Consider the following 12,123-nt stretch of genomic DNA (forward strand, 5'->3'; position numbering starts at 1 on the left):
TGCGTCGCGAAAGGGCTGCGAAGCGGCCCCAGGTTTTCAGCTTCGCCGCAATGATTGCCAGGGCCGCTTTGCGGCCCTTTCGCGACGCAAGGCCGCTCCTACAACAATTGTGGCAATGCCGAAGGCACATAGCCACCTCGTACATCCGCCCTAATGCCCTGCCCGCTCCTCGGCGCTATAGTCCGGCCATCCGCCACACCCCACGCCAAGGAAGCCATCCACCATGAAACCTGCCAAACTCCTGCTGAGCGCTGCCGTTCTGTTCACCGTCGCCGGCTGCCAGACCATAAATCCCTCCGACCAGACCCTCAAGGAGCGCGCCGAGTTCGCGCTCAACACCCCGGTCAGCAAGGTCGCCAACGTGCGCAGCGACAGCACCCTCACCTACTACACCGCCACCACCGCCAAGGGCGAGTTCAACTGCCAGATCCCCAGCGGCGCCATCGTCGCGGTCGGCGGCATGGGCCTCTACCAGCCCACCCCGTCCTGCCTGAAGGAAGGCCAGGCGATCATCCTGCAGTAATGCCGCCGCGCTCCGGCCCCGCAGCTACCTCGCGCAAGGCCCGCAGGGCCGCGCGCAATTCCGGCGGGCGCACCGGCTTGGCCAGGATGGCGATATCGCGCCCATGCACGATCGCCTGAATCTTCTCAAGGTCATGCCCGGTCATGATCAAGGCCGGCACTGCCCAGCCGCGCTGCGCTCGCAAGCTGTCGATGCAGTCGACCCCGGTGGCGTCCTGGCCCAGGTCGTAATCGGCGACGATCACCTCGCACTCGCTGACCAGGCCCAATGGCCAAGCGTGCGCCTGCACTTCACAGCCCCAACGCTGCAGCAGCGCCGAGGTGGCACGCAGAACGTTATGGTCATCCTCCACCAGGCACACCTTCAGGCCGCTGAGCAGTGCGCCATGCAACTGCGACGGTTCACTGTGCCGAGCCACCGGTTGCGCCGCCAGGCGCGGCAGGCCCTGCAGGCTGACCGCCGTGCCATGCCCCACCTGCGAGCGCAGCTGTACTTGCAAACCCATCAAATGCCCCAGGCGCTTGACGATCGAAAGGCCCAGGCCGACGCCTTCGACATCCTTGTCACGCGCCTGGCGCACCCGGTAGAACTCTTCGAAGACCAAGCCCTGATGCGTCTCGTCGATCCCCCGCCCCTGGTCATAGACCACGATGGCCAGCGCTTCACCCTGGCGTCGCACGCCGATCAGCAGCGGCCGCTGGGCAGCGTACTTGAAGCTGTTGGAGAGCACGTTCTGGACCATGGTCGCCAGCATGCCGCAGTCGGCGCGGGTCCAGTAATCGCAGGGGCGCAAGCGCATCTCGACGCCCGCCCAGCGCGCCGCTTCGGCGTTCTGGCGCAACAGTTCGGCGAGAAACTCATGCACCGCAAAGACCTCGTACTTCGGCTGCACCCTGCCATTGTCGAGGGTGTACAGGTCGAGGATCGAGCGGAACAACTGCGACACGTTGAGCAGCGAGCGATCGATGCTGTCCACCAGCCGCCGCTCCTGCTCAGCCAGCGGCGCTTCACGCAGGCAGGCGGTAAACAGGCCGATGGAATGGATCGGTTGGCGCAGGTCATGGCTGGCCTGGGCCAGAAAGCGCGATTTCTCCCGCGTCGCGGCCATGGCCAGCTCCGAAGCCTTGCGGGTGCGCTCCAGCAGCATGTGGGCGTACAGCGGAATCACCGTACTGGTCACGAGCAGCATCAACACCATGAACGGGTTGGCCTGCCAGTAAGGGTTGAGCTGATACACCGCCACCAGCGCGGTCAATGCCAGCACCGTGGCAATGGCCAGGTAACGGGTGCCAAAGCGCATGCCATTGCCCAGGTTGACCCAGACCATCACCGCATACAGGGGGAGCGCCGCTTCGCCGCCGAGCACCAGGCCGAAGCAGGTGCCGGTGTAGTCGTGCACGATGCCCAGCACCCGCCGCCACGGGTAATGCCCCGGCCAACGGGCGATGGCCTGGCGCAGCCCGAGCGACAACACAATGAAGCTGATGATGTAATAAATGACCGGCAGGTAACTGTCGATCGCTTCGCCCGGCAGGAAACCCAGCACGGTGATGTAAACCAGCGCGCAACTGGCGACGATGACGCGCAGGTTGGCCTGGTCGAGTTCGTTGTTCTTGTTGTAGTCCATGGTCGACGTCCTTGTGCACGGGCTCGCATAAACGCCCGCTGGGCGCGACGCTTGCCGTTGTCGGCTGCTAAATTAGCATGGTCAGCAAGATCGAAGCTCACAGGGAGTGCCAGGACGTGACGTGCCGCATCATCGTGGCGGACGACCATCCACTGTTCAGGGAAGCGATGGTCCGTACCGTGCAGAGGGTACTGCCCCAGGCGCAGCTCGAAGAAGCCGGCGACCTGCAGCAGGTACTGGCGCTGACCCGCCAGGGCGAGGCGCCAGACACCTTGATTCTCGACCTGCGCTTCCCGGGGCTCGACTGCATCGAGCGCCTGGCCGAACTGCGCCAACTGTTGCGTCGTACCACCCTGATCATCGTGTCGATGGTCGACGACCCGGCACTGATCGAGCATGTCATGGCCAGCGGGGTCGATGGGTTCATCGGCAAGAGCATCGCGCCCGACGAGCTCGGTGCGGCGATTCTGGCTATCAGAGAGGGAGAGGTACTGGTCAGGTACAGCCCTTCCGGGTTATTGCCGAACCTGGGCAGTGCCAGCGAACTGGAACAGCTCACCCACCGCCAGCACGAGGTGCTGCGCCTGATTGCCCAGGGCAAGACCAACAAGGAAATTGCCCGCGCCCTGGATATTTCGCCATTCACCGTACGCATTCACGTTTCGTCGCTGCTCAAGGCGCTCAATGTCACCTCTCGCACTGCGGCAGCAGTCAAATACAGCGGGGCATGATGCCGCTGGTCGGTGTAACCGGCGTTTGAAATGATCGGGGCCATGCGCCAGGCACTCTCAATCAATGAGAGGGGGTCAACGGATCTGCCTCTCACGCTTGTACCTGGCCTGCCCCAAGGTGGGCCCTTTTCACCACGAGTGAGGTGCCGACATGAACGTACGACTGGAAATGGGCGGGGGTAGTGCTCAAGACGACTGGCCGGAACTGGACCCGGACCAGCGCAACGACCAGGCAGGCGACCCGGATGCCGTCCCGAACCTGACCGATGACGATCAGAACCGGCCCGGAGTGCCTGCCAGCGACCCCGAGTCCGGTGCCTGAACGATCAGCTGGTTATACTCGAATCGCTCACTGCCTGGCTGGGCTTGCTCCCGGATTCCCGCCAACTCACTGCGGTAATCCCGTAGCGCTCAGCCATCGGCCTGCTGACCTTCCTGATCTTTTCACGCCCGAATTTCGGGATGATGCCAATCCCTGCATCACAACTTGCCCAGTGCCAAGCCTCGGCGTTATCGATTTTCTCGAGCCGGATGATGAAACTGCGCGGTTCGCCGTGCAGCTGGTAATCGATAATGTAAAGCTGCGGACTAGGCATCACGCCGCCCTCCTTTTCTCCATGGATGACTTCTTCATTGAGTGATGCCTTCCGGGAAAGATTCAAAAAAGTTGTCGAACAATTCAAGGGAATGGATCTGGGGCGGCGCCTGGGACCAGAATGACCTTGCGACAGCGCGTGGTAGGTCAAGGCGCGCATGCTTCGGTCTCCTTCACGTGCAGTCAGGCGGCCCGCCAGCCGTGCCGGCGGGCTTCAGCGAACGCCGCTACTGCTGATGCGGCCGGCCTCCGCCATGGCTGTTCTGCCCGCCCTTGCGGCCAGCCTCCGATGCCCGTTGCCGGTCGTTGGCGAAGTTGCCGCCAGACGCCTGGCCGCCTTTGTGGCCGGCACGCGAAGCGCGCTCGCGGTCATTGGCGAAGTTGCCTGGGTTGGTTTCCTTGGTGCCGCCACGTTGTCCAGTCCGTTGTTGATCACCAGCCATGTCGTTTCTCCTTGCGATGCGGATGGGTTGAGCGCATGAAACGTTGCCATGCCTTGGTTCCGAACAGGCGATGAGAAGGTCTGCTCAATCGGATTGCGCCTGGCTGACCGGTGGCGCGAAACGACCTTGGTATAAAAGCTTGTGCCGCAGGTATCAGGCGGGCAATTTTTCTGGGTGGTAACGGTCACAACTTCAAGCGGCCGCGCTCTATAATGGCCGTCAACCTGCCCGGCGATGCTTCGAAGGGCCAACCTCCAGGTCTGCACAAGGCATCTCCATGACGTCGTCCCCTGAGCAACCCGCATCGCCGCAGAACCCTGCGCTGAGCCCCAGCCACCTGGATTTTCCGGTGGTCGGCATAGGCGCCTCGGCCGGTGGCCTGGAAGCCATCCGCACGTTCTTCCAGCAGATGCCCGGCGATTGCGGAATGGCCTTCGTGGTGGTGCTGCACCTGTCGCCGGACCATCAGAGCGTGGCCGACCGGATCATTCAGGAGGCCACCCCCATGCCGGTGCGCCAGGTCACCGAGCCCGTCCCGATCGAGCGCAACCATGTCTACGTGATTTCGCCGGCCAACCGCCTTTCCACCAACGACGGCTACCTGCGCGTGACCCCGGCCAACCGCCGACGGGGTGACCACGTGGCCATCGACCTGTTCTTCCGCGACCTGGCCGACGTGCACAAGGACCACGCCTTCTGCGTGGTGTTGTCGGGTACCGGCGCCGATGGCGCGGTAGGCCTGTCGCGCATCAAGGAGCAAGGCGGCGTGACCCTGGTGCAGACCCCGGACGACGCCCAGTACGACAGCATGCCGCGCGCTGCCATCGAAACCGGCATGGTCGACCTGGTGCTGCCCGCTGCGGAAATACCGCAAAAGCTCCTGGAGCTATGGCGCACCGCCCGCCAGGTCAAGCTGCCGGAAATCGAGGACGATTCGCTGCCGCCGTCCCTCGGCAGCCGCAGCGGCGATGCCCAGGCCGCCGAGCCCTTGCTCGAAGAAATCCTGCTGCAACTGCGGACCGCCACCGGCCACGACTTCCAGCACTACAAGCGCGCGACCGTGTTGCGGCGTATCGAGCGGCGCCTGCATGTCACCGGGCAGACCGACCTGGGTGGTTACCTGCGCTATCTGGAGCAGAACGCGGGTGAAGCCACCGCGTTGCTGGGCGACATGCTGATCGGTGTGACCAACTTCTTCCGCGACCGTGAGGCCTTCGAAGCACTCGAGCGCCTGGTGATGCCGCAACTGGCCAGCCAAGGCGAGGACAGCGGCGAAATCCGCGTCTGGTCGGCGGGCTGCTCCACGGGCGAAGAAGCCTACAGCCTGGCCATGCTGGTCGGCGAGCAACTGGCACTGGAGCAACGCGCCAGCAAGGTGCAGGTCTTCGCCACCGACCTTGATGAGCGCGCCATCGGCATCGCCCGCACGGGTACCTACCCGGAGGCGATCGTCACCGACGTGCCGCCCACCCGCCTGCGCCAGTTCTTCGTCAACGAAGACCAGCATTACCGGGTACGCAAGGAAGTCCGGGAAAAAGTCCTGTTCGCCCGTCACAACCTGCTGTCCGACCCGCCGTTCTCGCAGATCGACCTGATCGTCTGCCGCAACCTGCTGATCTATCTGGACCGTGAAGTGCAGCAGGATATTCTGCGGATGTTCCATTTCGCCCTGCGCAGGGGCGGGTTCCTGTTCCTTGGCACCTCGGAGTCTGCCGACGTGGCCGGTGAGCTGTTCACCCCCGTGGACAAGCGCAACCGGATTTTCCGTGCCCGCGACGTCAGCCCCGCCAGCCGCAGCTCAGGGCGGCAGCTGCCCGGCACGGGCATGGCCAGCCTGGCCCAGGGCACCCAGCCCAAGGCCAAACCGGGTCGCAAGCCATCCTATGCCGAAGTGCACCACCGCGCCCTGGCCCGGCGTACGCCGCCCAGCCTGATCGTCGACGGTGATGGCAATATCCTGCACATGAGCGAGGGCGTCGGGCGGTACCTGCAACTGGCCGGGGGCGAGCCCAGCCGCAACTTGCTCAACCTGGTGCTGCCAACCTTGCGCCTGACCTTGCGCAGTACCCTGTTCCAGGCCCGTCAGGGCACCGAGGCGGTGACCTCGCGGCCGGTCGATTTCGGGGAAGGTGAGCACAGACAGCAAGTCGAAATCACCGTGCAACCCTACAGGGATGAGCTTAGCGACAGCGAATGCCTGCTGGTGGTGATCGAAGAGCGTGCGCCCGACCCGTCATTGCCACTGCCCGGCGTGATCCGCCAGACCGACAGCATGGTGCTGCACAACCTCGAACGGGAACTGCAGCGCACTCGCCTGCAACTGCAGGAAACCATCGAACAATCGGAGATTTCCAGCGAAGAACTGACCGCCTCCAACGAAGAAATGCAGGCGATCAACGAAGAACTGCGCTCGGCCAGCGAAGAGCTGGAAACCAGCAAGGAAGAGCTGCAATCGATCAACGAGGAACTGCTCACGGTCAACTATGAACTCAAGAACAAGGTCGAGGAGACCGACAAGGTCAATGACTACCTGAGCAACCTGATCGCTTCCACCGACATCGCCACGGTGTTCGTCGACCGTAACCTGCATATCCGCTGGTTCACCCCGCGCGCCACCGACCTGTTCAACATGCTGCCGGTGGACACCGGCCGCTCGCTGCTGGACATCACCCACCGCCTCGACTACCCGGCCCTGGCCGATGACGCCCGTGCCGTGGCCAAGGGCGAGACCATCATCGAACGCGAGATCGGCGGCCACGGCGAGCACTGGTACCTGGCACGCCTGCTGCCCTACCGGTCCAGCGAACAGAAGATCGACGGCACGGTGCTGACCTTCATCGATATCAGCAAGAACCACGCTGCCGAAGAGCAAGTGCGCCTGGGTGAGGAGCGCCTGAGCAAGCAACTGGCCGAATCGCAGAGCTCCAGCCACATGAAGGACGAGTTCTTCGCCGTGATGTCCCACGAGCTCAAGCACCCACTCAACCTGATTCAGCTCAATGCCGAAATCCTCCGCCGGCTGCCTGCGCTCAAGGGCATCGGCGCCGCCAGCAAAGCCGTCAGCACAATCTGCGAGGCGGTGTCCAGCCAGGCGCGGATCATCGATGACCTGCTCGATGTCGCACGCATTCGCACGGGCAAGCTCAAGCTCAAGACGGCGCCGGTCGACCTCGGCGTCATCGTCCAGGGCATCCATGCCGTGGTGCTGAGCGAACAGCACCCGTGCCCTGTGTACCTGGAGCAACCTGCCGACGCGCTGCCCTTGATGATCGAAGGCGACGTGACGCGCCTGGAGCAGATCATCTGGAACCTGTTGAACAACGCCCTGAAGTTCAGCCCCCCAAGCAGCGACATTCGCCTTGTACTGAGCCATGATCAGGCGCACGCCCAGCTGCAGGTGATCGACCAGGGTGTGGGACTCGACCACAACAGCCTGGAGCACATCTTCGACCTGTTCAGCCAGGCGGCGCCGCAGCCGGCCATCCATGGCCGGGAAGGCCTCGGCATCGGCCTGTCCCTGGTACGCCAGCTTGCCGAGGCCCATGGCGGCAGTGTGCAGGCCACCTCGGCAGGCCCGGGCAAGGGCTGCACCTTCACCGTGCGCCTGCCGCTGTGCGACGCCGGGCTGCGACCGCGTTCCGACGCCACCGAGGCGCTCAGCGAGGGGCGGCTGCAGGGCACCACGATATTGCTGGTCGACGATTCGGTGGAAGTGCTGGAGGTCATGCAGGAACTGCTGGAGATGGAGAGCGCCGTGGTTGCGGCCTACAGCGATCCGACCAAGGCGCTGGAAGCTGCAGCCAGTGGCGACTATGACGTGATCATCTCCGACATCGGCATGCCGGTCATGGACGGCCACGCGCTGATCAAAGCCCTGCGCGGCTACGCCCATCTGCGCCATACGCCGGCGATTGCCCTCACCGGCTACGGTGCCAGCGCCGACCAGCACAAGTCGCGCCAGTCCGGCTTCGATCGCCATCTGAACAAGCCGGTGGGCTATGACGAGCTGGTCGAGGCCATCGAGAGCCTCAGCGGTTCAGTGCGTTACTGAGGGCTCGCGCGCTGTAGACCTGCAGGCTCGTTCAGGTCGGATTGACCAGATTCGGCGGACGCTGGCCTGCCAAGGCACTCAACAGGTTGTCCACCGCACAGCGCGCCATGGCCTCTCGTGTTTCATGGGTTGCAGAGCCGATATGCGGCGTCGCCACCACATTGTCGAGCTGCAGCAGAGGTGAACCGGCAGCCAATGGCTCCTGCACGAATACATCCAGCCCGGCCCCGCGAATCCGCTTCTCTTGCAGCGCCTCGACCAACGCGGCTTCATCCACCACCCGCCCACGGGCGATGTTCACCAGTATCGCTTCGGGCTTCATCAACCCCAGCTCACGGGCGCCGATCAGGCCCTCGGTGCTGGCACTGAGCGGTACGGTCAGGCACACGTAGTCCGCCTCGGCCAGCAGCGCCTCCAGGCTGCAGTAATGTGCGGCATAGCGCGCTTCCACGGCAGGCTTGGCCCGCGAACTGTGGTAGAGCACACGCATGCCGAACCCCGCAGCGCCACGCCGCGCCAACGCTTCACCAATGCGCCCCATGCCAACGATGCCCAGCGTCTTGCCATGCACATCGGTACCGAAGTGCGCCGGCCCCAGGCTGGCCTTCCAGTGCCCCCCACGTACCCAGCTGGCCAGTTCGGCCACGCGCCTGGCGGTGGCCAGGATCAGCGCGAAGCCGGTATCGGCTGTGGTTTCTGTCAGTACATCGGGGGTGTTGGTCAGCATCACCCCGCGCCGCGTCAGGTCAGCGATGTCATAGTTGTCGACCCCCACCGAGACGCTGGAAATCACCTCCAGCTGCGGTGCCAGGTCGAGCAGATCGCGGTCCAGGCGCAGACTGGCACCCAGCAGGCCATGCGCCCCCGGCAAGGCATCGCGCAAGCGCGCCAGGCCATCTGCGGCGCCGGTGTCCACCCAGGTCACCTCCACCTGTTCCTCCAGCTTGGCCAACAAGGCGTCGGACAGGCGTTTGTACAACACGATGCGTTTCTTCATTGCAGCTCCCTATTGGCTCATGGCCAGGTGTGGGCCGCCGCGCTTGGCCCGGCCTGAGGTCTGTGAAGTTTTCAGTACGGCGGTCAGCGCCACTGCGGTCAGCAACGCCCCCGACATGAACAGGTAGGAGGCACCCGGGCCACCGGTGGCGCCGTTGAGATAGCCCACCAGCCACGAGCCACCGAACGAGCCCAGCGCGCCCATGCTGTTGATCAGCGCCATGGCCCCTCCGGCGACGTTGCTCGGCAAGATCTCCGGTACGATGGCGAAGAACGGGCCATAAGGTGCATACATGCAGGCGCCGGCAATCACCAGCAGCCCATAGGACAGCCAGAAATGCTCGGTGCCCAGTGCGTAGGAGCCATAGAACGCCACGGCGGCGATCAGTAGCGGTGGCCAGACGAAGCGCTTGCGCTTCTGCAGCCGGTCCGACGCCCAGGACACACCGACCATGCCCAGCACTGCTGCCATGTACGGCACCGACGCCAGCCAGCCAGCCTCGACGATATCGACATTGGCCGCCTGCTTGAGGATCGACGGCAACCACAGCACGAAGCCATACACACCGATACTCCAGCAGAAGTACTGCAGCGACAGCACGATCACCTGTGGCGAGCGGAACGCCTCACGGTAGTTCTTCACCGGCTTGATACCCTGCTGCTCGGCGGCCAGGGCCTGCTGCAGGCTGGCCTTTTCCTGTTCGCTCAGCCACGTCACCTGGGCTGGCCGGTCATCCACCAGGCGCCACCAGATGAACGCCCAGAGCACCGCCGGCAGCCCCTCGATGATGAACATCCAGCGCCAGTCGAAGTGCTTGATCAGGTAGCCCGACACCACCGACATCCACAGGATGGTCACCGGGTTGCCGAGCATCAGGAAGGTGTTGGCCCGCGAACGTTCGGCACGGGTGAACCAGTGGCACAGGTACACCAGCATGGCCGGCATCACTGCAGCTTCCACCACGCCGAGCAGGAAGCGGATGGCAATCAGCAGGTAGACGTTGCTGATCATCCCGGTCAGGGTCGCCAGGGCGCCCCAGAAAATCAGGCTGACGAAGATCAGCTTCTTCACGCTGCGTTTCTCGGCGTAGATCGCGCCGGGTACCTGGAAGAAGAAATAACCGAGGAAGAACAGCGCCCCCAGCAGCGAGGACAGCACGGGTGTGATCTTCAGGTCATCGGCCATGCCCGAGGCAGCGGCAAAGCCGTAGTTGGCACGGTCCAGGTAGGCCAGGCTGTAAGTGATGAAGACGATCGGGATGATGTACCACCAGCGGCGTGGTGCGAGGCGGGTAGGTTGCATGAAACGTTCTCCTGAGCTTGTTGTTTTTGTCGCAACAGGGCCGGCATGCCGGCGATCAGCGATTCAGGCACTTCTGCGCAGTTCGTGCGCTTGCAGTTGGTAGCGGTGTGGCAGGCCTTCCATGTCGCCACGCGACTGCACGGCGCGGCTGCCGCACCAGTTGCCGCGCGCCACCGCGTCGGCCAGCGGGCGGCCTTCGAGCAACGCGCTGACCACGCCGACGGCAAAAGCATCGCCAGCACCCACGGTGTCCACCACCTGGGCCACCGGCACTGGGGCGACCTGCCCCGAGCCGCAGCTGGTGCGGTAGTAGGCACCCGCATCGCCAAGCTTGATCACCACATGCTCCACCCCCTGGTCGAGGTAGAAGGCAGCGATGTCGGCGGGCCTGTGCTGGCCGGTCAGCAAACGGCCTTCTTCCAATCCCGGCAGGACCCAGTGGGCCTTTATGGCCAGGGCGTTGATTTCACGGACCATGGTCGTGCGGTCTGGCCATAGCGACGGGCGCAGGTTCGGGTCGAAGGAAATACTGCGCCCGGCCGCGCGCATGCCGTCGATCAGGGCATGGGACAGTGCCCGGCAACTGGCCGACAACGCCGGTGGAATGCCCGTGGCATGCAGGTGGCGGGCATGCAGCAGCGCCGGATCGAGCAGCGCGGTGCAAAGGCGGCTGGCAGCGGAGTCGCTGCGAAAGTACTCAACAACCGGGTCACTGCCATCATCGCAGCGGCTTTTCAGCTGAAAGCCGGTCGGCCGGCTGCCGTCGATTTCGACACGGCTGCAATCCAGGCCTTCCTCGCGCAAGCTGGCGAGCACGAAACGCCCCAGCGAGTCATCACCGACCCGGCTCAGCCAGCGCACGCGAAAGCCCAGGCGGGCCAGGCCGATGGCAACGTTGCTGTCGGCGCCGGCGATGCGTTTGCCGAAGGTGCCGACACTGGCCAGGTCACCGCTGTGCTCGGCAACGAACATGGCCATGGTTTCGCCGAAACACAGCACGTCATGCTCAAGCATGGCTCACCTCCTCGCGCAGGCCCAGCCGTGCCAGGTTATGTACCTGAGCACGGGTAAGCGCCAACAGGTCATCGCTTACCAACGGGTATTCGACTGCACGCACCAGCCCGGGGCTGAATTCGTCGAACAACGCTTCCCAGGCCAGCAGGTCGGCAGCTTTCGGCGGTACAGCGTGCAAGCGGCCATCTGTGCCTTGCTGCACGGCCTTGCAGTGCACGTAGCGCACCCAGCGGCCGAGCTGGCGTGCGGCCTGCAAAGCGGATTCGCCCTGCCACTGCCAGTTGCCGATGTCGAACGTCATGCCCAGTGGCAGCGCCCAGCCCTGCGCATGCTGGAAGAACCGCAACAGCGGTTCGATGCGCCCGCCTTGTGGGGTCTGGTCATTTTCCACCAGCAACACAGGATCGCCCTCGCGCAGCATTGCCTGCAAGGCACTGACATCGCATTGCTCATGGTAATGCCCCAGTGAAACCTTCAGCGCCACTGCGCCCAGGGCCTTGGCCAGCGCCAGCTTCGCAGGCAGTTGCGGGGCGGGCTCGCCTTGCGCCGTCCACAGCTCCAGCGGCGAGGAATACAGGCACTCCAGACCGCAAGCGGCGATCGCTGCGGTCAGTGCGTCGATCTCGGGCGCTTCGTCGAACAACTCTTCACGCAGTTCGATGCGACTGACGCCAGCTGCCGCAAGCAGTCCGGTAAAGCTCATCTGGCCACGTTGGCGCACAAGACTGGCGCCGTAGCTGGAGAGACTGATGGAAACGGGGTTCGCGTGCATTGTTCTTGTCCTTATGAAACCGGTTTCATTTTTAGGTTGGAGCAATGCGGGCAGTCTGGCTGCCCGCA

Annotated in this window: 11 protein-coding genes; 4 read left to right on the forward strand and 7 right to left on the reverse strand. The window is 64.1% G+C overall.

Going from position 1 to position 12,123, the window contains the following annotated elements:
• Positions 1-223: 223 nt before the first annotated feature.
• Entirely contained in the window at positions 224-523 is a 300-nt protein-coding gene (locus ACIPW4_RS25340; protein WP_400662908.1) for a hypothetical protein, read from the forward strand.
• Here the strand turns inward: ACIPW4_RS25340 and ACIPW4_RS25345 are convergent.
• A complete protein-coding gene (locus tag ACIPW4_RS25345; protein WP_400662910.1) occupies positions 510-2,150 on the reverse strand; it encodes a hybrid sensor histidine kinase/response regulator in 1,641 nt (546 codons plus the stop codon). The two genes, ACIPW4_RS25340 and ACIPW4_RS25345, sit on opposite strands and share 14 nt — an antisense overlap.
• A gap of 116 nt (positions 2,151-2,266) precedes the next feature.
• Here ACIPW4_RS25345 and ACIPW4_RS25350 point away from each other — a divergent pair, with 116 nt between their 5' ends.
• Together ACIPW4_RS25350 and ACIPW4_RS25355 are read left to right on the forward strand one after the other, a co-directional pair.
• Positions 2,267-2,881 carry a LuxR C-terminal-related transcriptional regulator gene (locus ACIPW4_RS25350; RefSeq protein WP_400662913.1) on the forward strand — a complete coding sequence of 205 codons (615 nt, stop codon included), beginning with the start codon at positions 2,267-2,269 and terminating at the stop codon, positions 2,879-2,881.
• Positions 2,882-3,032: 151 nt separating this feature from the next.
• A complete protein-coding gene (locus ACIPW4_RS25355; protein WP_400662915.1) occupies positions 3,033-3,203 on the forward strand; it encodes a hypothetical protein in 171 nt (56 codons plus the stop codon).
• 4 nt (positions 3,204-3,207) lie between these two features.
• On the opposite strand, the gene ACIPW4_RS25360 is transcribed toward ACIPW4_RS25355, so the two are convergent.
• Both ACIPW4_RS25360 and ACIPW4_RS25365 read right to left on the reverse strand, forming a co-directional pair.
• Positions 3,208-3,477 carry a DUF6555 family protein gene (locus ACIPW4_RS25360; protein ID WP_400663046.1) on the reverse strand — a complete coding sequence of 90 codons (270 nt, stop codon included), beginning with the start codon at positions 3,475-3,477 and terminating at the stop codon, positions 3,208-3,210.
• 226 nt (positions 3,478-3,703) lie between these two features.
• Positions 3,704-3,919 carry a general stress protein gene (locus ACIPW4_RS25365; RefSeq protein WP_103447403.1) on the reverse strand — a complete coding sequence of 72 codons (216 nt, stop codon included), beginning with the start codon at positions 3,917-3,919 and terminating at the stop codon, positions 3,704-3,706.
• A 277-nt stretch (positions 3,920-4,196) separates the two neighbouring features.
• Between ACIPW4_RS25365 and ACIPW4_RS25370 the strand changes: the two genes are divergently transcribed.
• Entirely contained in the window at positions 4,197-7,970 is a 3,774-nt protein-coding gene (locus ACIPW4_RS25370; protein WP_400662917.1) for a CheR family methyltransferase, read from the forward strand.
• A 31-nt stretch (positions 7,971-8,001) separates the two neighbouring features.
• Here ACIPW4_RS25370 and ACIPW4_RS25375 read toward each other — a convergent pair whose 3' ends face one another.
• From ACIPW4_RS25375 to ACIPW4_RS25390, 4 genes are all read right to left on the reverse strand, one after another.
• Positions 8,002-8,967, reverse strand: a complete 966-nt coding sequence (locus tag ACIPW4_RS25375; protein WP_400662918.1) for a 2-hydroxyacid dehydrogenase — start codon at positions 8,965-8,967, stop codon at positions 8,002-8,004.
• Positions 8,968-8,976: 9 nt separating this feature from the next.
• Positions 8,977-10,269, reverse strand: coding sequence for an MFS transporter (locus ACIPW4_RS25380; RefSeq protein WP_400662919.1), 1,293 nt, complete (start codon positions 10,267-10,269; stop codon positions 8,977-8,979).
• Positions 10,270-10,332: 63 nt separating this feature from the next.
• A complete protein-coding gene (locus ACIPW4_RS25385) occupies positions 10,333-11,283 on the reverse strand; it encodes a sugar kinase (RefSeq protein ID WP_400662921.1) in 951 nt (316 codons plus the stop codon).
• Positions 11,276-12,055 (reverse strand): sugar phosphate isomerase/epimerase family protein, encoded by a 780-nt coding sequence (locus ACIPW4_RS25390; RefSeq protein ID WP_400662923.1) that lies wholly within the window; start codon positions 12,053-12,055, stop codon positions 11,276-11,278. Before ACIPW4_RS25390 ends, ACIPW4_RS25385 begins: the two co-directional genes overlap by 8 nt.
• Positions 12,056-12,123 lie beyond the last annotated feature (68 nt).

Origin of the sequence: Pseudomonas sp. NPDC089996 (assembly GCF_044748405.1) — a bacterium.
GTDB lineage: Bacteria > Pseudomonadota > Gammaproteobacteria > Pseudomonadales > Pseudomonadaceae > Aquipseudomonas.

What these genes read in the sequence shown, in the direction of transcription:
- ACIPW4_RS25340 (WP_400662908.1), top strand. Translation starts at nt 224, where the DNA reads ATGAAACCTGCCAAACTCCTGCTGAGCGCTGCCGTTCTGTTCACCGTC.
- ACIPW4_RS25345 (WP_400662910.1), bottom strand. Translation starts at nt 2,150, where the DNA reads ATGGACTACAACAAGAACAACGAACTCGACCAGGCCAACCTGCGCGTC.
- ACIPW4_RS25355 (WP_400662915.1), top strand. Translation starts at nt 3,033, where the DNA reads ATGAACGTACGACTGGAAATGGGCGGGGGTAGTGCTCAAGACGACTGG.
- ACIPW4_RS25360 (WP_400663046.1), bottom strand. Translation starts at nt 3,477, where the DNA reads ATGCCTAGTCCGCAGCTTTACATTATCGATTACCAGCTGCACGGCGAA.
- ACIPW4_RS25365 (WP_103447403.1), bottom strand. Translation starts at nt 3,919, where the DNA reads ATGGCTGGTGATCAACAACGGACTGGACAACGTGGCGGCACCAAGGAA.
- ACIPW4_RS25370 (WP_400662917.1), top strand. Translation starts at nt 4,197, where the DNA reads ATGACGTCGTCCCCTGAGCAACCCGCATCGCCGCAGAACCCTGCGCTG.
- ACIPW4_RS25375 (WP_400662918.1), bottom strand. Translation starts at nt 8,967, where the DNA reads ATGAAGAAACGCATCGTGTTGTACAAACGCCTGTCCGACGCCTTGTTG.
- ACIPW4_RS25380 (WP_400662919.1), bottom strand. Translation starts at nt 10,269, where the DNA reads ATGCAACCTACCCGCCTCGCACCACGCCGCTGGTGGTACATCATCCCG.
- ACIPW4_RS25385 (WP_400662921.1), bottom strand. Translation starts at nt 11,283, where the DNA reads ATGCTTGAGCATGACGTGCTGTGTTTCGGCGAAACCATGGCCATGTTC.
- ACIPW4_RS25390 (WP_400662923.1), bottom strand. Translation starts at nt 12,055, where the DNA reads ATGCACGCGAACCCCGTTTCCATCAGTCTCTCCAGCTACGGCGCCAGT.